The sequence below is a fragment of the Glutamicibacter protophormiae genome, assembly GCF_014647495.1.
Taxonomy (GTDB): Bacteria; Actinomycetota; Actinomycetes; order Actinomycetales; family Micrococcaceae; genus Glutamicibacter; species Glutamicibacter protophormiae.
Window position 1 is genome coordinate 264,553 of sequence record NZ_BMPH01000001.1, and the last position, 19,695, is coordinate 284,247.

Consider the following 19,695-nt stretch of genomic DNA (forward strand, 5'->3'; position numbering starts at 1 on the left):
GGACGCCTGCCCGCCGCCGGAAGCGGCTGCGGGCAGGCATGCGCAGGCTAGGACTTGGGCGCCGCGGGCTTGGCCTTCGCGCCGGCCTTGGGCAGCGCGACGCGGGTGCCGTTGAGCTTCGCGGCGTCGGGCCGCAGCGCGTCCACCGCGGCCTTGGCCAGGAACTCGACCGGGGTGTGCCCCTCGGGCGCCTGGTCCGCCGGCTTGTCGCTGAGCGCCTTGACCACCCAGCTGAAGGCCGAGGCCTGCGGCGCCTGCTTGCTGAACAGCCGTGCCACGGCGTTGACCCAGTGCTCCGCGGCGGCCTTGACGGCGCCGTAGTTCGCGTTGGACGGGGTCGGGTTGACCACCGATTCGGAGCTGACGATCGCCAGCCGCCCGGCCTCGGAGGCCACCAGGTCCTCGACGAACACGCGGCTGGTATTGCGCAGCGTGGTCATGACGGACTCGTGCAGGAAGTCCCAGTCCTCGTCGCTCTGCCCGGCGATCGACTTGCCGCCGCGCCAGCCGCCGACCAGGTGCAGCAGCACGTCGATCGGGCCGTGCTGGCCGTGGATGGTGTCGCGCAGGTGCTCGACCGCCGGGTGGTAGGCAAGATCGCACTGGTAGCGCAGCACGCCGCGCGGCATGCGCTCCACTAGCCGATCCGCATCGCTGCCGATGGCCAGCACCTTGGCTCCCGCCTCCATCAGCGCTTTCGCGCAGGCGATGCCGGATGCCGAGGTGGCCCCGGCGATGAGAACCACCGGGGCCTTGCGGCCTTGCTGCTTCTGGTCCAATGTTTGTTCGCTCACGTACCTAGCCTAAATCAAGCGGGCCTGAAAAGGGCCGACTAGATGCGGTCAGCGCCGGTCATGCCGCGAGTGGACTCGATGACCGCGGTCATCTTCTTGGACAGCGCCTCGTAGAACATGGACAGCGGGAACTCGTCGTCCATCACCTGGTCGGTGATCTCGCGCAGCGGCGAGGTCAGCGGCAGCGCCTGAGGGCCCTTGGCCCAGACCGAAGCCGGGTGCGGAGTGACGGTGGCGGAAACCAGCTCGTAGGCGGCCAGCCAGTGCGCCAGCTTCGGGCGGTCGATGGACTTCCAGTACAGCTCGTCGATCTTCTCGCCCAGCGCGGCGACCACCGCGGGCACCTCGGCCCAGTCGATGCGCAGCTTGGTGTCGGTCCAGTGCAGCACGTGGTGCTGGTGCATCCAGGCGAACAGCAGCTGGCCGCCCAGGCCGTCATAGTTGCGCACGCGCGAGCCGGTGATCGCGAAGCGGAAGATCCGGTCGAAGATCACCGCGTACTGCACGAGTGCGGCCATTTTCGCGGTCTTTTCGTCCGCTGAGGGATCCGCGGCGATCTTCATGCATTCGCGGAATGCGGTCAAGTCGCAGCGCAGCTCCTCCAGCGAGTACAGGAAGAACGGCATACGCTGCTTGATCATGAACGGGTCGAAGGGAAGGTCCCCGCGCATGTGGGTGCGGTCATGGATCAAATCCCACATGATGAACGCCTCTTCAGCCAGCGGCTGGTCCTCGAGCAGGCGCGCCGCCTCGGCGGGCAGTTCCAGGTTCGTGATCTGCGCGGCGGCCTTGAGCACCTTGCGGAATCGTGCTGCCTCGCGGTCCTGGAAGATCGCGCCCCAAGTGAACGACGGGGTCTCGCGGATCGCGACCGACTCGGGGAAGAGCACCGCAGAGTTGGTGTCGTAGCCGGCGGTGAAGTCGATGAAGCGCAGCGGCACGAACAGCTTGTTCGAGTACTCGCCGGCCTCGAGCTGCGAAATGAACTCGGGCCAGATCACCTGGACCAGCACCGCTTCGAGGTGGCGGTTGGTGGATCCGTTCTGGGTGTACATCGGGAAGAGCACCAGGTGCATCAGCCCGTCCACGCGCTGGGTCTGCGGCTGGAATTCCATAAGCGAATCGAGGAAGTCCGGCACGCCGAAGCCCTGCTCGGCCCAGCGCCTCAGGTCTGCGACGAGCTTGTCCAGGTAGTCGGCCTCGTGCGCGAAGAAGCCGCGCAGGGTCTGGATGGAGTCGACGATCGTGTCGACCAGCTCGCCGGCGCGGACGCGCTGCTCGGGCTCGGCCACGGAGCCGTCCTTGAGCTGCAGACCCTGGAATTCAGTGGCGGCGGCCTTGAGTCCAAGCCATGCGTCGGACTCGGCGATGCGGCGGGCGTCGGAGGGGCTGGTTGGCCGTGGTTCTGCGGAAATCTGGGTCATTGAGATACACCTTCTTCTTCGGTAGGGCAGCGTTCAGTTGCTTAACTAGAACGCTACGCCCATCGAAAGGAAAAGTAATCCTGACTCCTCGGTGAATAAGCAATGCTTATTCTTGGGGTGACTTGCGTCGCTTCACGCTGAGCACTGTTTAGCCCTGCGTTTCGCGCAGCTTCAAGCTCAGCGAATTCATGCAGTACCGCAGGTCGGTCGGGGTTCCGAAGCCCTCGCCCTCGAACACGTGGCCCATGTGCGAATCACAGTTGGCGCAGCGCACCTCCACGCGCTTCATCCCCATCGACTCGTCGGTGATGTAGCGGACGCGGTCTTCGGCCAGCGGTGCGAAGAACGAGGGCCAGCCGCAGCCGGCGTCGAACTTGGTGGTGCTGGCGAACAGTTCGGAGCCGCAGGCACGGCAGGAATACACGCCCTCGGTCGTCGTGTCCCAGTATTCGCCGGTGAACGGGCGTTCGGTGCCGGCCTGTCGCAGGACGTGGAATTCTTCGGGGGAGAGAACCTGGCGCCAATCGATCTCGGCGGGGTTCCGGTCTTCGGTGTTCTGGTTTTCGTTCATACTTAGGAAACTACCTCCGGGGCGTGATGATTCCCAACACGCCATCTGCAAAGATGAAAACATGGCTCGGAAAATCGTCGACAAGCTCGAACCACGCAAGACAGTTCCCGCGACCCTGATCGGCGCCGGTCTGGGAGTCGCGGCAGGTTCGCTGGTGGCCGCCAGCGTTTCCGCGCTGGCCGGGTACTTCGCCCGGCGCGTGGTCACCCCGGAGGAGCGGCGCGCCTCGAACGCGGTCATCCGCGAGATCACCACCGACGCTCAGGGCAAATTGTGGATGCATCTGGCCCGCGACGCGGAGACCGCCGAACCCGGCGGGTGCACCTTCCTGGCCGAATTCGATGCCTGCGCGGTGCGTTTGTCGGCTCCGCAGGATGTCGCGGGCAAACCGAAGATCGTGGCCCGGCAGATCGAGCAGGTCTACCGCGGCAGCCTGGACGGGGTCAAACGCGGCTACCTCTCCGGGGCGATGTACGAGCACCCCTCGGATCTGGGCTTCGAGGCCGAAGACGTGGCAGTCAGCCTCGACGTGGGCGACGGGCCAGCCTGGCTGGTGCCCGGGACCAGCAACAAGGACGTCTGGGTGATCGGGGTGCACGGCCGCGGCGCGCGCCGCACCGAATCCATCCGCGCGCTGCCGGCCCTAGCCAAAGCCGGGGTGAGCACCCTCTTGATGAGCTACCGCAACGACGGGCTGGCGCCGACCGCCCCCGACGGGCGCTACGGGCTGGGCGACACCGAATGGCTGGATGTCGAAGCCGCGGTCCACTTCGCGACCTCGCGCGGCGCCCGGCAGGTTATCCTGCTGGGCTGGTCCATGGGCGGGGCGATCAGCCTGCAGATGGCCGACCGCTCGGACCTGGCCGACCGGGTGGATTCGCTGATGCTGGTGGGGCCGGTGATCAACTGGGTCGACGTGCTCTCCCACCAGGCGCGGGCGAACAAGATCCCGCAGTCGGTCGGGCGGTTCGGCCAGTGGCTGCTGTCCAACGAGGCCGGGCGCTGGATCACCGGGCAGGCCGCACCGGTGAACCTGAAGCGGCTGAACTGGGTGGACCGCGCCGACGAGCTGTCCCACCCGATCCTGCTCATGCACAGCAGGGACGACCAGTTCGTGCCCAACGGGCCGAGCCTGAAGCTGGCGGCGCTGCGCCCGGACCTGGTCAGCCTGAAGACCTTCACCCTTGCCGGCCATACCAGGGAGCCGAACGTGGATCCACAGGGGTTCGCGCAAACGGTCAGCGACTTCCTCGCCGCGCGCATTGACGCGAATACGAACAGGTAGCCGACCGCCGCGGTTGATCGCCTAGCTGGCGGCGATCGGCGCCCAGATGGCTCCGGTGGCTCGCGCGGCATCGAGCGGAGCGATCTCCAGGCTGAAGCCGCGGCGCCCGCCGGAGATGAACACCGTGTCGAATTCCAGGGCGCTCTGATCGATCACGGTGCTCGAGTGCTGGCGCTGCCCGAAGGGCGAGATTCCGCCCAGCACGTAGCCGCTGCGCCGCTGGGCGGCGGCCTTGTCGGCCATCTGCACCTTCTTGGTGCCCAGCGCCGCGCCGACCGCCTTCAAATCCAGCATGCTGTCCACCGGCACCACCGCGACGGCCAGGTCCTGGGCCGCGGTGGCGCCGGCGGCGACCATGAGCGTCTTGAACACCCGGGCGCCGGGCACCCCCAGCTGCTCGGCCGCCTCGCCGCCGTAGCTCTCCGCCGCGTCGCTGTGCGTGTAGCTGTGCGCCACATAGCTGATCCCGGCGGCATCCAGGGCCGCGGTGGCCGGGGTGGAGGCCGCATGTTTCTTCTTGCCCACGGGCGTTTGAACCTTCCTTCGCGGTGTGGCGCGCGCCGCGCCTAGGCGGCGAGCTGTTCTGCGATCTGGCGCTTGATGCGGCCCAGCATGGCGGTCATGCCGCGCATGCGCAGCGGCGAGAGCGCGCGGGTCAGGCCCAGCTGCTGCGGCATGTCGTCGGGCACCGCCAGGATCGCGGCGGCGTCCTTTCCGTCCAGCCCGGCGGCCAGCACCGAGGCGAACCCGCGGGTGGTCGGCGCTTCCGGCGGAGCGGAGAAGAACAGGCTCACCGGATGCGCGTCCGCGTCGGACACCTCCACCACCAGGAACAGCGGCGACTGGCATTCGACGACCTGCTCGAACAGCTCCGGGTGCTCGGCCAGGCGCGCGGGCAGCTCGGGCAGCTCGCGGGAGTATTCCAGCAGCAGCTCCAGGCGGTCGGCCTCGGGCACCTCGGTGAACTCCTCGATGATTTCGGTCAGTTCTGCGGGAATCGTGCTCATGCGCGCACCCCGCGCTTCGCTGGAACCTCGCCCTGCTCGGCGCCGCGGACGATCGGCACGCCCACGGCGTTGCCCCACTCGGTCCACGAGCCGTCGTAGTTGCGCACGGACTCGAAGCCCAAAAGGTGCTTGAGCACGAACCAGGTGTGGCTGGAGCGTTCGCCGATGCGGCAGTAGGCCACCACGTCGTCGCCCGGCTTCAGCCCGGCCTCGTCCAGGTAGATCGCTTCGAGCTCTTCGCGGGAGCGGAAGGTGCCGTCCTCGGCGGCGGCGCGGGCCCACGGCACCGAGGCGGCGCTCGGGATGTGGCCGCCGCGCAGCGCGCCCTCTTCCGGGTAGTTCGGCATGTGGGTGCGCTCACCGGTGTACTCCTCGGCGGAGCGCACGTCGATCAGCGGGTTGCCCAGGTGCTCCAGCACCTGCGGCAGGAAGGCGCGGATGGCCTCGTCCGAACGCTCGATCACCGGGTACTGCGACGGCGCCACCGTCGGCTTCTGCGTGCTCAGCTCGCGGCCCTCGGCGATCCACTTGTCGCGTCCGCCATCCATCAGGCGCACGTCCTCGTGCCCGAACAGGGTGAAGACCCACAGCGCGTACGCCGCCCACCAGTTCGACTTGTCGCCGTAGATCACCACGGTGCTCTCGCGGCTGATGCCCTTGGCCTGCATCAGCGCGGCGAAACCCTCGCCGTCGACGTAGTCGCGGGTGACCTCGTCGTTCAGCTCGGTATGCCAGTCGATTTTCAGCGCGCCCGGCACATGCCCGGTGGAGTACAGCAGGATGTCCTCGTCGGACTCCAGCACCACCAGGTTCTCGGCGCCCAGGTTGTCCGCGACCCACTGCGTGGAGACCAGCCGTTCCGGATGGGCATACGCTGCATACTTCTCGTTGGACTCAACGGGCAAAGGCATTTTCTATCACGTTCCTTGACGGTATCGGGGCGGCGGGAGGCCCCCGCCGATCGCTTGCTCTGCTCCTAGCCTAGTGCTCCGAGCGCAATGGCACCGTGCGGGGTGCGGCATTTCACCGTTTATCCGGGTCATTCAAGGTAAACTGGCCGATGGGCTGCGCACGGAGCGCCCGCACATCACCGCATTCAACCGAAGGATCCACGAAGCCCATGGCGACGATCACCCACCTGAGCGAAACCATCCCGCAGCTGTCGATCGACGAGCTGCTCGCCGGATTCCATCCGTCATACCGCTTCGGTGAGGTGTCCTTCAATACCTACCGCCCGGACCCCAACCAGCCTTCGCAGACCGAGGCCGTCCACAAGCTCACCTCCTTCGCCGAGTCGGTAGGCAAGTCCTCCTCGGGGTCCTTCTTCGGCAAGCTGTTCGGCAAGAAGAAGGAGAGCAAGAACGGCATCTACCTCGATGGCGGCTTCGGCGTGGGCAAGACCCACCTGCTCGCCTCCTTGTGGCACGCGGCCCCGGGGCGCAAGGCCTTCGGCACTTTCGTCGAATACACCAACCTGGTCGGCGCGCTGTCCTTCCGCCAGACCGTCGACGTGCTCAGCCAGTACTCGCTGGTCTGCATCGACGAATTCGAGCTGGACGATCCGGGGGACACCGTGCTGATGTCCCGACTGATGCGCGAGCTGTCCGATGCCGGCGTGAAGCTGGCCGCGACCTCCAACACCCTGCCCGGCGCGCTGGGCGAGGGCCGCTTCGCCGCCGTGGACTTCCAGCGCGAAATCAAGACCCTTTCCGAGCAGTTCGACGTGCACCGCGTCGAGGGCGAGGACTTCCGCCACCGCGGCCTGCCCGAGGCGCCGCAGCCGCTGGACGATGCCGACATCGAAGCCTTCGCCGCACAGCGCTACCCGGACAAGACGCTGGCCGTGGACAACTTCGCCGACCTCGTCGCCCACCTGTCAAAGGTCCACCCCTCGCGCTACCGCCAGCTGCTCTCGGAAACCGACGCGCTGGTGCTGCACAACGTCGACACCATCACCGACCAGGCCATCGCCCTGCGCTTCGTGGTGCTCGCCGACCGCCTCTACGACAAGGATGTGCCGATCGTTGCCTCGGGCAAGCCGTTCAGCGAGCTGTTCACCCCGGAAATGATGGCCGGCGGATACCAGAAGAAGTACTTCCGCGCCGTCTCCCGCCTGACCGCGCTGGCCCGCGAAGGCCAGATCGGCGAGTCGGCGCTCTAAGCCGCGCCATCCACTTCCAGATCATCGCCGAGCAGCGACCTGCTCGGCGATGATGTGCGTTAACAGCCCGATTACCAGCGCCCAGAAGGCCCCGCCGATACCGAACAGCGTCACATTCGCCGCGGCGACGAGCATCGTGGCCAAGGCGCTGAGCTGCCAGCGCGGTTCCTTCATGGCCCCGAGCATTGCGTTCGCCAGGGTCGCCAGCAGGGCCAGTCCCGCGGCGGCCTCGAACAGCCCGGCGGGGGAGAGCGTTGCCAGGGAGGCGACCAGCGCCGACCCCAGCGCGAACAGCAGGTAGAACACCCCGGAGGAGGCCGAGGCCTTCCATCGCTGCCCGGGATCCTTGCCGCCGGCCTCGCCCGCCGACAGGGCTGCGGAAATCGCTGCCAGGTTGATCGCATGGCCGCCGAAGAATGCGCCCGCCGCGCTGCCGAAGCCGGTGGACAGCATGCTCGAACGCCATGGGGTGGCAAACCCGAAGGATGACATCACGGCAACACCCGGGATGTTTTGCGAAGCCATGGTCACGATGAACAGCGGCAGGCTGATGCTCGCCACCGCCTGCCACGAAAATTCCGGAGCCACGAATTCAAGCGTCGGCAACGCCTGGATTTGCGACCAGGCCTGCGAACGGCCGATCGAGAAGAGGCCGTAGCCCACGGCGCTGAGCATGCTCAAGGCCACCGCGTAGCGCGGCAGGAAACGCAGCCCCGCCAGGAACACCGCCAGGATCAGCACCGCCGCCACCGGGATGCTGCCCAACGCAGTGAACGGCTTCAGACACAGCGGAATCAGCACCCCAGCCAGCATTCCCTGCGCGATAGGCACCGGGATCGAGGTCAGCAGCCGGTGCAGCACCGGGACGAGCCCGGTGAGCATGATCAGCACTCCGCTGACGATGAATGCGCCGACGGATTCGGCGAAAGTGAAACTGCCCGGAGCCAGGCTTGCCAGCAGGGCCGCCCCCGGTGTGGACCACGCAATCGTCAATGGCAGGCGGTGCTTCAGGGACAATACCAGGGAAGCGGCGCCTACCAGGAAGGTCAGCGCGAGCAGGCCGGAGGAAGCCTGCGCGGGACTCGCGCCCGCCTGCAGCAACCCCGTGATGACGACGGCAAAGGACGAAGTGAAACCGACCATGGTGGTGATGAATCCCGCGAGAACTGCCTCGCGTGGCAAACTCGGACGGCTGATGATGTTGCTTCCCATGCTTAGTTTCTATCCGCTCGAGAGCCTGGTGGGAAATTCCGGCGATGCGGTGACCAAGATGTGGGATCGATATGATCGGTGGGCATTTCTCCGGAAAACTAGAAAAGCGCCACCCGCTTGGGGTGGCGCTTTCCTACGTGCCTAGGGGAAGGCCAAAGATCTATCGACTGGACGTTAAGCCTGATCCTTGTTTCCGAGGTTGCCCAGGAAGTTCTTAGCTCCATCCTGGACGCCATCGACCTTGTCGGCATACTTGCCGCCGGTTTTGCTGTCGATGAAGTCCCCGGCCTTGTCGATGCCGTCTGAAATCTTGTCAGAGTTCTGGCTCGCGAATTCTCCGGCTTTGTGTGCCAGTCCTTCGACCTTGCCCTTTAGCTCGTTAAAACCTGCCAATGGACACCTCCCTTCAACACGGAGGGCCTCTTGCCCTCAACTCTTGGGTCCATCATAGGATGCAACATCCATGTTGGGTAGCGCGCACAATGAACATGTATGTTTCCGAGTTGCAGAGGATCGGCGAAAGTCACGGCTGAGTAGTAAATTAATAGCAGTTTTCGCTGATAAAGAAACTTGGGACCCACACCGAAGTGTGGGTCCCAAATTATTTGGAGCGGTCAACGAGGTTCGAACTCGCGACCTCAACCTTGGCAAGGTTGCGCTCTACCAGCTGAGCTATGACCGCAGGATTTGTATGAAGTTATGGAGCGGTCAACGAGGTTCGAACTCGCGACCTCAACCTTGGCAAGGTTGCGCTCTACCAGCTGAGCTATGACCGCATGGACACATACATGTATCCAGTGCGCGATACTGGGATCGAACCAGTGACCTCTTCCGTGTCAGGGAAGCGCGCTACCGCTGCGCCAATCGCGCCGAAGATTCGGTTAAGAATCCCGACAGAATCATCATTTTACCGATGAATTCTTGGAGCGGTCAACGAGGTTCGAACTCGCGACCTCAACCTTGGCAAGGTTGCGCTCTACCAGCTGAGCTATGACCGCATATATTTAGTTATGAAATTCGTAGCCTGGTGGACTACGAGTTCCGTGCGCGATACTGGGATCGAACCAGTGACCTCTTCCGTGTCAGGGAAGCGCGCTACCGCTGCGCCAATCGCGCAAAAAAGATGTGCAATCTTCATTGCGAGGTGGGGACGGGATTCGAACCCGCGTATACGGCTTTGCAGGCCGCTGCCTCGCCTCTCGGCCACCCCACCAAATCCGGCCGAAGCCAGGTGACTATTTTTACGTAGTCGGTGCATCTTTTTGCGAGCGGACAACGAGGTTCGAACTCGCGACCTCAACCTTGGCAAGGTTGCGCTCTACCAGCTGAGCTATGTCCGCAAAAGGGTTGTTTTCGGAACGTTTTCGTTCTTTCCAACGAGTAAAAACTCTATACGAGTTTTCCCAAGCTTCCAAATCGAAGTGCTGAGATCTGGTTCACAAAGCTCAAAACCCCCGGAAATACGCGGAATAATTCCTAAACGTGCAGCGACTAGGGGTGAAGTGTCCACCTGCGGTGCAATCATCGTGTATATGACGTCACCGAAATTAGCGATTCAGACCGATCTCGGCCGCATGTACAGCCGACGAGTCGGCGGCGAGGCAACGGTTCCATCGATTACGACAATCATTGGTATGGACCATGTCGACCTCACCGGTTGGGCGGGCTATATGGCCGCCAAGTCTTTGTCCGAGGATGCACGGCTTGCCTCGTCGATCTCCGAACCTGGCCGGATGAGATCGCTCGTGCGCGATTCCGCCTCCGCGGCAGAGATATACCGCGATGCGGCAGCCGCCCGGGGAGACCGCGTGCACAATTACGCAGAGCAGTGGGCGCTGGCGGAGCTTGGCCAGCCCCATGAAGTGGACTCAGCGCGCCAGCTGCTGCAGTCGCACGGTGAACAGGACTACGCCGAGCACTTCGAATACTGGTGGCGGGACTACCGGGTAGAGCCTGTGGCGGCGGAGGTGACCGTATGGAACCAAAGCATCGGTTACGCCGGCACCATCGACCTGGTCGCGAGGATCGGAGGAAGGGAGTGCCTGGTTGACTACAAGACCAAGACCAGCGACCGCGATGGCTTCGTGAAACGGCCCGATGACAAGGTGATCATGCAGCTCGCCGCAGCCTGCAAGGCGGAGGAGCAGGTTGCCGACGCGGAGTCCGGTCAATGGGAGCCCTGGCCCTACGGTTCGGACACCATGCTGCTCGCGGTGGCGCTCGGCCCCACCGGGAGTCGGACCTTTATGGCTCCTCCCGAGGCCATGCCCGACTATTGGGCCAAGTTCTATGCACTGCGGCGCAACTGGGAAGCCGCCTTCAAGATTGCACGGTCCCGGGCCACGCTGGTGGAAATCACTCCACCACCTCAGCAGTAGCCGGTGCCGACCGCGTAGACTGGATGGGCTTGGGTTCCCGCGGTAGAACTGCGGCCGGACCGGGCGATCCGCTGAAATCAACAGAAGGTAGTCGGAAGCACTATGGCAATTTTGGGAATTCGGATCATCGGTGATCCAGTCCTTCGCACCCCAGCGCAGGAGGTGACCGAGTTCGGCCCGGAAATCCAAAAGCTGGTCGAGGACATGGATCAGACCATGGAAAACGTCGACGGTGCCGGCCTGGCCGCGCCGCAGGTGGGCGTTTCGCTGCGCGTGTTCACCTACCAGATCGGCGAAGAGCGTGGGCACATCATCAACCCCGTGCTCGAGCTGAGCGAGGACTACCAGGATGACCAGGTTGAGGGCTGCCTGTCCATCCCCGGCATCGCCGCCCCCGTTCCGCGCCGCCGCCATGTACGTGCCACCGGCTTCGACAAGCACGGCAACCCGCTGGTGCTCGAGGGCGAAGGCATGCTCTCGCGCTGCGTGCAGCACGAAACGGACCACTTGGACGGGATCCTCTTCCTGGACCGGCTGCCGGCGGAGGAGAAAAAGGCGGCGTGGCGCAAGCTTCGCGCCACCGATTACTCGCAGACCGCCGGCCGGACCGTCGCCAAGCGCTCCGGGTCGCTGGGCTCCAGCTTCGGCGCGGGATTGGGGAAGTAGTCCATGCGCATACTTTTCGCCGGAACCCCGCAGGTCGCGGTCGCCTCGCTGAATCATCTGCATGCGGCCGGATTCGATATCGCCGCCGTGCTCACCCGTCCCGATGCGCCGCTGGGCCGCAAACGCGTGCTCACCCCTTCGCCGGTCGCCGCCCGCGCCGAGGAACTGGGCCTGCCGCTCATCAAGTCCTCCAAGATCACCGATGACGTTACCGAGCAGTTGCAGGCGCTGAACCTGGACGCCGCAGCGATCGTTGCCTTCGGCGGGCTGGTTCCGCAAGCGGCACTGTCCGTCCCGCGCCACGGGTGGATCAACCTGCACTTTTCACTGTTGCCGAACTGGCGCGGCGCCGCGCCGGTGCAGCACTCGATTATCCACGGCGACGACATCACCGGCGCGGTGACCTTCCAGCTGGAAACCGGGCTGGACACCGGCCCGGTCTTCGGCCAGGTGACCGAGGTGGTCAACGAACTGGATACCGCAGGCGTCATGCTCGAACGGCTCAGCGAGTCGGGCTCGATGCTGCTGGTGCAGACCTTGCAGGCGCTGGATGCAGGCCGGGCCGTCGCGGTTCCCCAGACCGGATCGCACACCTACGCACCGAAGATCACCGACGTGGATGCACAGCTGGACTTCAGCCGTCCGGCCACCGAAATCCGCCGCCGAGCCCACGGCACCACCCCGTTCCCCGGCGCCTGGAGCGCCGTGGGGGAGCAGCGCTACAAGTTCGGTCCGTTGCGCGAACGCCGCGACGTCACCGACTTGGCCTCCGGCGAACTGCGCATCGTACCGGGCAAACAGCCCACCGTGCTCATCGGCACCGCCACGTGGGCCCTTGAACCAACTCAAATCCAGCCCCCGGGCAAGAAGATGATGAACGCCTCAGACTGGGCCCGCGGCATGCTGGCCCAGGGAACGGAAGTGAGCTTCGCATGAGCGCCAATGAACAGCGCGGGGATTCCCGCGGGGATCGCCGGAGCATGGACCAGGGCGACGGCCAGCGCCGCAGCGAGTCCGGCCGCACCCGCAACCGCGGCCAGGGCGGACGCCCGCGCCAGTACTCGCAGGCCGCCCCCGGCCAGCGCAAGCGCAGCGCGGACCCGGCCCGCTTGGTCGCTTTCAAGACCCTGCGCGAGGTTTCAGGCGCCGACGCCTACGCCAACCTGGTGCTGCCCAAGCTGATCCGCGAATACCAGCTGGACCGCCGCGATGCCGGCTTCGCCACCGAACTGGCCTACGGCGCGTTGCGCGGACAGGGGTTGTACGACGCGATCCTGACCACGCTGGTCGACCGGCCGCTGTCCGAGCTGGACCCGGCGGTTCTTGATGCGCTGCGCTTGGGCGCCCACCAGCTGATGGCCATGCGCGTGCCCAAGCACGCTGCGCTGGACGAGACCGTCTCACTGGCCCGCGCGCAGATCGGCGCCGGCCCCTCGGGGCTGATCAACGCGGTGCTGCGCCGCGTGAGCGAACAGGAGCCCGCGGCGTGGGTCGCCCAGCTGACGGCCGGCGCGGAGAACGACTCCGCGAAGCTGGCCATCGAGCACTCGCACCCGGACTGGATAGTTCGGGCGCTGCGTGGCGCGCTGATCGCCCACGGCCGCGACGCCGGGGAACTGTCCGCGTTGCTGCAGGCCGACAACGCCGCCCCGGTGGTTAACCTGGTGGCCCTGCCGGGCCTCGGGGACCTGGACGGCGCGATGGAGAACGGCGCGGAGCCGGGAACCCTGGTGGAGGGCTCCGCCACCTACAAGCACGGCGACGTGGCCCGGGTCCCCGGGGTGCGTGAAGGCACCGTGCGCGTACAGGACGCCGGAAGCCAGGTCATGGCCCGCGCCCTGGCCAACGTCGAGCTGCCGGCCGATGGCGATGACCGCTATTGGCTGGATCTGTGCGCGGGGCCCGGCGGCAAGGCGGCGCTGCTCGGCGCGCTGGCCGTGCAGCGTGACGCCCGGCTGACCGCCAACGAGCCCACCGCGCACCGCGCCCGGCTGGTGGAGAACTCCATGGACGCGGTGCCCCGCGACTACTGGATGGTCACCGAGCTGGACGGCCGCGCCTACGGCGGGGAAGACTACGCCGGCGACTACGACCGCATCATGGTCGATGCCCCCTGCTCCGGCCTGGGCGCGCTGCGCCGCCGACCGGAATCGCGGTGGCGCAAGGCCCCCCGCGATATCCCGGAGCTCACCGCCCTGCAGGGCGAACTGCTGGACGCCGCCTTCAGCGCCGTGCGCGTGGGCGGGGTCGTCGGCTTCGTCACCTGCTCGCCGCACCAGGCTGAAACCCGCCTGGTGGTGGAGGATTTCCTCAAGCGCACCGGACAGGCCAAGCTGCTGGACACCGGCGCCGAGGTCGCGAAGGTGATGTACGAGGACGCGCCGGCCGCCGGACACCCGCTGGGCGAGGGCTCCACCGCCCAGCTCTGGCCGCACCTGCACGGCACCGACGCGATGTTCATGGCGCTGCTGACCAAGGTCGCCCCGACCGAATAGCACCGCGCCGCGTCACCAACTGCCAGCGTCCGCCCGGACGCTGGCAGTATTGCATCAAGAACCTTTCCGCCCCTGCCAGAACCCAAGGAGCCCCCGTTGAGCACCGCGCGCATCCACCCCTCGATCCTCTCCGCCGACTTCGCCAACCTGCAGCGCGAACTGACGCGCATCCACACCGCAGACGGCGTGCACGTGGACGTCATGGACAACCACTTCGTGCCCAACCTGACCCTGGGAATGCCCGTGGTCGAGGCGCTGCACAAGGTCAGCGAGCTGCCCATCGACGTGCACCTGATGATCGAGGACGCCGACCGCTGGGCTCCGGAATACGCGCAGCTGGGCGTGGACTCGGTGACCTTCCACGCGGAAGCCTCCGCCGCGCCGATCCGGTTGGCCCGCGAGCTGCGCGCCGCCGGATCCAAGGCCGCCATGGCGCTGCGCCCGGCCACCGGCATCGAGCCCTACCTGGACATGCTCGGCGAGCTGGACATGCTGCTGCTGATGACGGTCGAACCGGGCTTTGGCGGCCAGAAGTTCCTGGACCTGGTGCTGCCCAAGATCCGCCGCGCCCGCGCCGCCATCGACGGCTCGGGCCGGCCCATCGCCCTGCAGGTCGACGGAGGGGTCTCCCGCGACACCATCCTGCGCGCCGCGGAAGCGGGGGCCGACGTGTTCGTCGCCGGCTCCGCGGTGTACGCCTCGCCCGAGCCGTCGGTGGAAATCGACGTATTACGCAATCTTGCCCTCGGCGCGCACTGAAGCGCCACAAAGTATGCAACAATAACGAATGTAAACGTAAATACGTGCTCCGGGGTCGGTGAAAGTCCGAACCGGCGGTGATAGTCCGCGACCCGCATCCAAAGCCACAAGCCGAGGAAGCGGTTGAGCCGGTGGAATTCCGGTACCGACAGTTAAAGTCTGGATGGGAGAAGCACGAATTTGATTTGCCTTGCGGTATTGCCGGCGGCTCCCTGAGCGGAGCCGTATTCTTCGGCCTACGCCGCAGGTCCATCAAATGCACACCCCCGGAGCCGCCGCTTCGAGAAGGGTGGAAAGATGGATTTCCTGCGGTGGCTCATTGAAGCTTTTAATTCACAAATTGCGGTTGGTTCCTCGGCGCTGCTGGTGCGCGAGGTCGTCGGCAACATCTTCGGGCTGGCCAGCGCCGTGGGCGGCATGCGCCGCAAGGTCTGGGCCTGGCCGGTCGGCATCGTCGGCAACCTGCTGCTGCTGACCGTGTTCCTGGGCAGCCTGTTCGACACCGACTACGCCGCGAACCTCTGGGGCCAGGCAGGACGCCAGATCATGTTCATCGCGGTCTCCGTCTTCGGCTGGTACCGCTGGAAGCAGGCCCGCGACGGCAGCGGCAGCGCAGTCACCCCCGCATGGGCCTCGAACAAGGTCCGCCTGGGATTGGCCGTCACGCTGGTGCTGGGCACCATCGCGCTGACCCCGCTGTTCCGCATCCTGGGCTCCTACGAGCCGGTGTGGGCCGATGCCTGGACCTTCGTCGGCTCCCTGCTGGCGACCTTCGGCATGGCCAAGGGCTGGGTTGAGTTCTGGCTGATCTGGGTCGCGGTCGACGCGGTCGGCGTGCCGCTGCTGTTCTCCGCCGGCTACTACGCCAGCGCATTCATGTACCTGTTCTACGGCGCGTTCACGCTGATCGGCTTCTTCGTCTGGGCCCGGGCCAAGAAGGGCGACAAGCCAGCGGTGGAAACCGAGCTGCCCGACCCGACCCTCCAGGGCAAGCGGTAACCGCGATGGCCACCGAACAGCAGCTGGATGCGACGCTGGAAACCGCGCTGGAAACCGCCCGCCGGGGCCACCGCGGCGCCAACCCGCTGGTCGGCGCGTGCATCCTCGACGAGCACGGTTCGCTGATCGCCACCGGCTACCACCAGGGCGCCGGCACCCCGCACGCTGAAATCGACGCGCTGCGCCGGCTGGGCAGGATCTCCCGCGAGCGCGCCGCGCGGCTGACCATGGTCGTCACCCTTGAACCGTGCAACCACACCGGGCGCACCGGCCCCTGCGCGGCGGCCATCGCCGAGGCCGGCATCGGCGCGGTGCACTACGCGCTGGGCGACGACACCGACGCCAGCGGGGGAGCTCGCTACCTGGCCGCCGCCGGCGTCGCGGTCAGCCGGGCGCGCGAAATCTCCGCGATCCGCGAGCTGAACCACCGCTGGATCCGCGCCAAGGAGCAGGGCCGCCCGTTCATCACCGTGAAGACCGCGCAGTCGCTGGACGGGCGCATCAACGCCCCGGACGGCACCAGCCAGTGGATCACCTCCGCACAGTCCCGGGCGCACGCGCACTCGCTGCGCGCCCGGGTGGACGCGATCGTGGTCGGCACCAACACCGTGGTGCACGACGATCCCCGGCTGAACGCCCGCGCCGCCGACGGCACCGCGCTGCCGCGCCAGCCGCACCGGCTGGTCATGGGCACCCGCGAGCTGCCCGGCACCCTGGCCCTGGCCTTCGACGAGCACTGGGAACAGGTGCGCACGCGCGACGTGCGCGAACTGATCGCCCGCGCCGGCGAACTGGGCTACGGGCACCTGCTGGTCGAGGGCGGGGCCACCATCGCCTCGGCCTTCATCGCCGCCGACCTGGCGGACGAGATCTACTGCTACCAAGCGCCGATCATCATCGGCGCCGGGGACTGCTCGGTGAACCTCTCCGGCACCCGCACCCTGGGTGACGCGCGCGCCTACCGGATCGACGCCTACAGCGGCGAAACGCTCGCCCGGCTCGGCCCCGACATCATGCTGCACCTGGAACCGCTGCCGCAGCACTAAACACCCCCGCCTCACCTTCCGCGCACCGGCGGCGGCCTCGCCGTACCCGAAAACCCGCGGATCCGCCAACTTCTGAGAAGGAAACCACCCATCATGTTCACCGGAATCGTCACCGGAACCGGCACCGTCACCGGCATCACCACCGACCCAGGCAAGGGCCTCGCGGTCCTCACCCTGAAGGCCCCGGGCCATACGCAGGACCTGGGCCTGGGCGGCTCGCTGGCCGTGAACGGCGTCTGCCTGACCGCCACCGCGCTGGACGGGGACACGCTCAGCGTCGACGTCATGGGCGAAACGCTGGAGCGCACCACCACCGGCCAGCTGGCCGAAGGCTCCACCGTCAACCTGGAACGCTGCACCCCGGCCGGGGCCCGGCTGGACGGGCACGTCGTGCAGGGCCACGTCGATGCCGTCGGCTCCGTGCTGGCCCGCGAGGACCACGGCCAGTGGACCACCTTCCGCATCTCGGTGCCCGACGCGTACGCCCCGCTGACCGCGGAAAAGGGCTCGATCGCGCTGGATGGCATCTCGCTGACGCTCACCGCCGTCTCCCCGGCCGACGCCCCGGCCGGCGGGCACTGGGTGGAGGTGGGCATCATTCCCATCACCCTGGCCGAAACCACCATGGGATCCCGCCGGGTCGGGGACCGCATCAACATCGAGGTCGACGTCCTGGCCAAGTACGTCGCCCGCCTGAACGCCTTTGGAGGTCGAAACTAATGGCTGCCGCATCCTTTGATTCAATTCCCGCCGCCCTGGCCGCGCTGGCCGCCGGCCGCGCCGTGGTGGTCGTCGACGACGAAGACCGCGAGAACGAGGGCGACATCATCTTCGCCGCCGAGCACGCCACCGCGCAGCTCATGGCCTTCACCGTCCGGTACACCTCCGGGGTGATCTGCGTGCCGCTGGACGCCGCCCGCGCCGACGCGCTGCGCCTGGCCCCGATGGTCGGCATCAACCAGGACTCCAAGGGCACTGCCTTCACCGTCAGCTGCGACGCGGCCAGCGGCATCAGCACCGGCATCTCGGCGGCGGACCGCGCGCTGACCAGCCGGCTGCTGGCCGACCCGGAGACCACCGCGGAGCAGCTGGTCCGCCCCGGGCACATTTTCCCGCTGCGCGCCGCCGCGGGGGGAGTGCTCGAACGCCGCGGCCACACCGAAGCCGCGGTGGACCTGTGCCGCGCCGCCGGTCTGTCCCCGGTCGGAGTGATCGGGGAAATCACCCACGACAACGGCGAGATGATGCGGCTTGACGCGCTGCGCGTCTTCGCCGCGGAACACAGCCTGCCGCTGATCACCATCGACGACCTGGCCCGCTGGCGCCGCATCAACGACCGGATCGAGCTGACCGACCCGGTCGCGCTGCCCACGGCCTTCGGCGACTTCACCGCCCGCGCCGCGCTCGTCGAGGGGCACGAGCACCTGGTGCTCAGCCATCGGGGCCCCGAGGGGTCCGACCCCGGCAACCTGGTGCGGATCCACTCCGAATGCCTCACCGGCGACGTGCTGGGTTCCTACCGCTGCGACTGCGGCGAGCAGCTGCACGCCGCCATGGCCCGCATCGCCGCCGAGGGCGGGCACGTGGTCTACATCCGCGGCCACGAGGGCCGCGGCATCGGCCTGGTCAACAAGCTGCGTGCCTACGCGCTGCAGGAGCACGGGCTGGACACGCTGGATGCGAACCTGCACCTGGGCTTCCCGGCCGACGCGCGCGAGTACTTCGCGGTCGCCGCGATCCTGGCCAAGCTGGGCCTGCATTCCATCCGGCTGCTGAGCAACAACCCGGACAAGCGGGACAAGCTCATCGAGGCCGGCATCCAGGTCACCGAGCTGGTGCCCAGCCTGGTGCCGCCGCGCCGCGAGAACGAGGCCTACCTGCGGACCAAACAGGCCCGCTTCGGCCACCAGCTGGGCCTGCCGCAGGACTCTGCGCAGGACGAAGCCCAGGCCCAGGCCTACCACGGCGCCTGAGCGCCGCCACCGACACAAGCAAAGGACACATCACCATGAGCAAACACGGAGCGCCGACCAACGTCGCCGAGGAACTGAAGACGCTGGCCGCCGGCGACGCCTTCTCCCAGCTGAAGGTCGCCATTGTCGCGGCCAGCTGGCACGAGGTCATCATGAAAGGGCTGATCGACGGCGCCCAGCGCGCCGCCAAGGACGCCGGGCTGGCAGAGGCCACCACGCTGATCCGCGTCCCGGGCACCTTCGAGCTGCCGGTCGCCGCCGCCACACTGGCCCGGGACTACGACGCGGTGATCGCGCTGGGCGTGGTCATCCGCGGCGGCACCCCGCACTTCGACTACGTCTGCCTTGCCGCGACCAACGGCTTAACCAATGTGAGCGTGGACACCAAGACGCCGATCGGGTTCGGCGTGTTGACCTGCGACACCGAGCAGCAGGGGCTGGACCGCGCGGGACTGGAGAACTCCAGCGAAGACAAGGGCTACGAGGCCTACAGCGCGGCGGTCATGACCGTCGCCGCGCTGGCCTGAGCAGGCCTCCAGCGCACCGCCGCGCTGCCGGCACCGGACCCGGTCCCATGCCGTCACAAAGCATGCCCCGAGTTCGGCCCGGCAGGCGGGAAACGCTAGACTGGTGGATGTGAAAACTTTTGACGAGCTCTTCAGCGAACTGTCGCTCAAGGCCCAAACCCGCCCGGAAGGCTCTCGTACCGTCACCGAACTCGACTCCGGTGTCCACGGCATCGGCAAGAAAATCGTCGAGGAGGCCGCCGAAGTCTGGATGGCCGCAGAGTACGAATCGGACCAGGAAACCGCCGAGGAAATTTCGCAGCTGCTCTACCATGTGCAGGTTCTCATGATCGCCAAGGGACTGTCCCTGGCCGACGTTTACAAGCATCTCTAGCCGTCGCGCGGCCGCGGCGCGGATC

At 66.8% G+C, this 19,695-nt stretch carries 21 protein-coding genes, 7 tRNA genes and 1 riboswitch; of the genes, 13 read left to right on the forward strand and 15 right to left on the reverse strand.

Features of this window, described 5'->3' with window-relative positions:
- Window positions 1-47: 47 nt before the first annotated feature.
- The 3 genes from IEY43_RS01180 to msrB form a co-directional block, all read right to left on the reverse strand.
- Window positions 48-794: an SDR family NAD(P)-dependent oxidoreductase gene (locus tag IEY43_RS01180; RefSeq protein ID WP_188946751.1), complete on the reverse strand. Its 747-nt coding sequence runs from the start codon at window positions 792-794 to the stop codon at window positions 48-50.
- Window positions 795-832: 38 nt separating this feature from the next.
- The gene (locus tag IEY43_RS01185; protein ID WP_188946752.1) at window positions 833-2,218 is read right to left on the reverse strand and encodes a DUF6421 family protein; all 1,386 of its coding nucleotides are present in this window, start codon (window positions 2,216-2,218) and stop codon (window positions 833-835) included.
- 148 nt (window positions 2,219-2,366) lie between these two features.
- Window positions 2,367-2,789 (reverse strand): peptide-methionine (R)-S-oxide reductase MsrB, encoded by a 423-nt coding sequence (gene msrB, locus IEY43_RS01190; protein WP_047119417.1) that lies wholly within the window; start codon window positions 2,787-2,789, stop codon window positions 2,367-2,369.
- 61 nt (window positions 2,790-2,850) lie between these two features.
- On the opposite strand from msrB, the gene IEY43_RS01195 reads away from it, so the two are divergent.
- Complete coding sequence (locus tag IEY43_RS01195) at window positions 2,851-4,074, forward strand: alpha/beta hydrolase (RefSeq protein WP_188946753.1); 1,224 nt, start codon at window positions 2,851-2,853, stop codon at window positions 4,072-4,074.
- A gap of 21 nt (window positions 4,075-4,095) precedes the next feature.
- Here the strand turns inward: IEY43_RS01195 and ybaK are convergent, their stop codons facing one another.
- From ybaK to IEY43_RS01210, 3 genes are read right to left on the reverse strand one after another with little or no spacing between them, the layout of a single operon-like run.
- A complete protein-coding gene (ybaK, locus tag IEY43_RS01200; protein ID WP_188946754.1) occupies window positions 4,096-4,599 on the reverse strand; it encodes a Cys-tRNA(Pro) deacylase in 504 nt (167 codons plus the stop codon).
- Between the two features lie 41 nt (window positions 4,600-4,640).
- Entirely contained in the window at window positions 4,641-5,081 is a 441-nt protein-coding gene (locus IEY43_RS01205) for a SufE family protein (RefSeq protein ID WP_188946755.1), read from the reverse strand.
- Window positions 5,078-5,992 carry a sulfurtransferase gene (locus IEY43_RS01210; RefSeq protein ID WP_188946756.1) on the reverse strand — a complete coding sequence of 305 codons (915 nt, stop codon included), beginning with the start codon at window positions 5,990-5,992 and terminating at the stop codon, window positions 5,078-5,080. The genes IEY43_RS01205 and IEY43_RS01210 overlap by 4 nt, the downstream gene beginning before the upstream one ends.
- A gap of 209 nt (window positions 5,993-6,201) precedes the next feature.
- Here IEY43_RS01210 and zapE point away from each other — a divergent pair, with 209 nt between their 5' ends.
- Window positions 6,202-7,242, forward strand: coding sequence for a cell division protein ZapE (gene zapE / locus IEY43_RS01215; protein WP_188946757.1), 1,041 nt, complete (start codon window positions 6,202-6,204; stop codon window positions 7,240-7,242).
- A gap of 21 nt (window positions 7,243-7,263) precedes the next feature.
- Here zapE and IEY43_RS01220 read toward each other — a convergent pair whose 3' ends face one another.
- The 9 genes from IEY43_RS01220 to IEY43_RS01260 form a co-directional block, all read right to left on the reverse strand.
- Entirely contained in the window at window positions 7,264-8,454 is a 1,191-nt protein-coding gene (locus tag IEY43_RS01220; protein ID WP_188946758.1) for a benzoate/H(+) symporter BenE family transporter, read from the reverse strand.
- Window positions 8,455-8,628: 174 nt separating this feature from the next.
- Window positions 8,629-8,847, reverse strand: coding sequence for an antitoxin (locus IEY43_RS01225; protein WP_188946759.1), 219 nt, complete (start codon window positions 8,845-8,847; stop codon window positions 8,629-8,631).
- 213 nt (window positions 8,848-9,060) lie between these two features.
- Window positions 9,061-9,136, reverse strand: a tRNA-Gly gene (locus tag IEY43_RS01230).
- Between the two features lie 18 nt (window positions 9,137-9,154).
- Window positions 9,155-9,230, reverse strand: a tRNA-Gly gene (locus IEY43_RS01235).
- A 22-nt stretch (window positions 9,231-9,252) separates the two neighbouring features.
- Window positions 9,253-9,324 (reverse strand) — tRNA-Val (locus tag IEY43_RS01240).
- Window positions 9,325-9,376: 52 nt separating this feature from the next.
- Window positions 9,377-9,452 (reverse strand) — tRNA-Gly (locus tag IEY43_RS01245).
- A gap of 46 nt (window positions 9,453-9,498) precedes the next feature.
- A tRNA-Val gene (locus tag IEY43_RS01250) sits at window positions 9,499-9,570 on the reverse strand.
- Window positions 9,571-9,596: 26 nt separating this feature from the next.
- Window positions 9,597-9,667, reverse strand: a tRNA-Cys gene (locus IEY43_RS01255).
- Window positions 9,668-9,721: 54 nt separating this feature from the next.
- Window positions 9,722-9,794, reverse strand: a tRNA-Gly gene (locus IEY43_RS01260).
- Between the two features lie 192 nt (window positions 9,795-9,986).
- On the opposite strand from IEY43_RS01260, the gene IEY43_RS01265 reads away from it, so the two are divergent.
- The 11 genes from IEY43_RS01265 to IEY43_RS01315 all read left to right on the forward strand — a co-directional run bounded on the left by IEY43_RS01265 (window position 9,987) and on the right by IEY43_RS01315 (window position 19,670).
- The gene (locus IEY43_RS01265; protein ID WP_229777213.1) at window positions 9,987-10,832 is read left to right on the forward strand and encodes a 16S rRNA (guanine(1207)-N(2))-methyltransferase RsmC; all 846 of its coding nucleotides are present in this window, start codon (window positions 9,987-9,989) and stop codon (window positions 10,830-10,832) included.
- A 102-nt stretch (window positions 10,833-10,934) separates the two neighbouring features.
- Window positions 10,935-11,498 (forward strand): peptide deformylase, encoded by a 564-nt coding sequence (gene def / locus IEY43_RS01270; protein WP_188946760.1) that lies wholly within the window; start codon window positions 10,935-10,937, stop codon window positions 11,496-11,498.
- Window positions 11,499-11,501: 3 nt separating this feature from the next.
- On the forward strand, window positions 11,502-12,434 hold the full coding sequence (gene fmt / locus IEY43_RS01275) for a methionyl-tRNA formyltransferase (protein ID WP_188946761.1): 933 nt from the start codon (window positions 11,502-11,504) through the stop codon (window positions 12,432-12,434).
- Complete coding sequence (locus IEY43_RS01280) at window positions 12,431-13,993, forward strand: RsmB/NOP family class I SAM-dependent RNA methyltransferase (RefSeq protein WP_188946762.1); 1,563 nt, start codon at window positions 12,431-12,433, stop codon at window positions 13,991-13,993. The genes fmt and IEY43_RS01280 overlap by 4 nt, the downstream gene beginning before the upstream one ends.
- 96 nt (window positions 13,994-14,089) lie before the next feature.
- Window positions 14,090-14,752: a ribulose-phosphate 3-epimerase gene (gene rpe / locus IEY43_RS01285; protein WP_188946763.1), complete on the forward strand. Its 663-nt coding sequence runs from the start codon at window positions 14,090-14,092 to the stop codon at window positions 14,750-14,752.
- Window positions 14,753-14,793: 41 nt separating this feature from the next.
- Window positions 14,794-14,931: riboswitch (FMN riboswitch) on the forward strand.
- Window positions 14,932-15,049: 118 nt separating this feature from the next.
- A complete protein-coding gene (pnuC, locus tag IEY43_RS01290; protein WP_188946764.1) occupies window positions 15,050-15,751 on the forward strand; it encodes a nicotinamide riboside transporter PnuC in 702 nt (233 codons plus the stop codon).
- Between the two features lie 5 nt (window positions 15,752-15,756).
- Complete coding sequence (gene ribD / locus IEY43_RS01295) at window positions 15,757-16,797, forward strand: bifunctional diaminohydroxyphosphoribosylaminopyrimidine deaminase/5-amino-6-(5-phosphoribosylamino)uracil reductase RibD (RefSeq protein ID WP_188946765.1); 1,041 nt, start codon at window positions 15,757-15,759, stop codon at window positions 16,795-16,797.
- 93 nt (window positions 16,798-16,890) lie between these two features.
- Complete coding sequence (locus tag IEY43_RS01300) at window positions 16,891-17,517, forward strand: riboflavin synthase (RefSeq protein WP_188946766.1); 627 nt, start codon at window positions 16,891-16,893, stop codon at window positions 17,515-17,517.
- Entirely contained in the window at window positions 17,517-18,770 is a 1,254-nt protein-coding gene (gene ribB, locus IEY43_RS01305; RefSeq protein ID WP_188946767.1) for a 3,4-dihydroxy-2-butanone-4-phosphate synthase, read from the forward strand. The genes IEY43_RS01300 and ribB overlap by 1 nt, the downstream gene beginning before the upstream one ends.
- A 35-nt stretch (window positions 18,771-18,805) precedes the next feature.
- The gene (ribH, locus tag IEY43_RS01310) at window positions 18,806-19,297 is read left to right on the forward strand and encodes a 6,7-dimethyl-8-ribityllumazine synthase (RefSeq protein WP_188946768.1); all 492 of its coding nucleotides are present in this window, start codon (window positions 18,806-18,808) and stop codon (window positions 19,295-19,297) included.
- Between the two features lie 109 nt (window positions 19,298-19,406).
- The gene (locus IEY43_RS01315; RefSeq protein ID WP_188946769.1) at window positions 19,407-19,670 is read left to right on the forward strand and encodes a phosphoribosyl-ATP diphosphatase; all 264 of its coding nucleotides are present in this window, start codon (window positions 19,407-19,409) and stop codon (window positions 19,668-19,670) included.
- The last annotated feature ends 25 nt before the right edge of the window (window positions 19,671-19,695 follow it).

Bases quoted from the DNA above. Each gene is read 5' to 3' on its own strand.
- IEY43_RS01185 (WP_188946752.1), bottom strand. From the start codon at position 2,218: ATGACCCAGATTTCCGCAGAACCACGGCCAACCAGCCCCTCCGACGCC.
- msrB (WP_047119417.1), bottom strand. From the start codon at position 2,789: ATGAACGAAAACCAGAACACCGAAGACCGGAACCCCGCCGAGATCGAT.
- IEY43_RS01195 (WP_188946753.1), top strand. From the start codon at position 2,851: ATGGCTCGGAAAATCGTCGACAAGCTCGAACCACGCAAGACAGTTCCC.
- IEY43_RS01205 (WP_188946755.1), bottom strand. From the start codon at position 5,081: ATGAGCACGATTCCCGCAGAACTGACCGAAATCATCGAGGAGTTCACC.
- IEY43_RS01210 (WP_188946756.1), bottom strand. From the start codon at position 5,992: ATGCCTTTGCCCGTTGAGTCCAACGAGAAGTATGCAGCGTATGCCCAT.
- zapE (WP_188946757.1), top strand. From the start codon at position 6,202: ATGGCGACGATCACCCACCTGAGCGAAACCATCCCGCAGCTGTCGATC.
- IEY43_RS01220 (WP_188946758.1), bottom strand. From the start codon at position 8,454: ATGGGAAGCAACATCATCAGCCGTCCGAGTTTGCCACGCGAGGCAGTT.
- IEY43_RS01265 (WP_229777213.1), top strand. From the start codon at position 9,987: ATGACGTCACCGAAATTAGCGATTCAGACCGATCTCGGCCGCATGTAC.
- def (WP_188946760.1), top strand. From the start codon at position 10,935: ATGGCAATTTTGGGAATTCGGATCATCGGTGATCCAGTCCTTCGCACC.
- fmt (WP_188946761.1), top strand. From the start codon at position 11,502: ATGCGCATACTTTTCGCCGGAACCCCGCAGGTCGCGGTCGCCTCGCTG.
- IEY43_RS01280 (WP_188946762.1), top strand. From the start codon at position 12,431: ATGAGCGCCAATGAACAGCGCGGGGATTCCCGCGGGGATCGCCGGAGC.
- pnuC (WP_188946764.1), top strand. From the start codon at position 15,050: ATGGATTTCCTGCGGTGGCTCATTGAAGCTTTTAATTCACAAATTGCG.
- ribD (WP_188946765.1), top strand. From the start codon at position 15,757: ATGGCCACCGAACAGCAGCTGGATGCGACGCTGGAAACCGCGCTGGAA.
- IEY43_RS01300 (WP_188946766.1), top strand. From the start codon at position 16,891: ATGTTCACCGGAATCGTCACCGGAACCGGCACCGTCACCGGCATCACC.
- ribB (WP_188946767.1), top strand. From the start codon at position 17,517: ATGGCTGCCGCATCCTTTGATTCAATTCCCGCCGCCCTGGCCGCGCTG.
- ribH (WP_188946768.1), top strand. From the start codon at position 18,806: ATGAGCAAACACGGAGCGCCGACCAACGTCGCCGAGGAACTGAAGACG.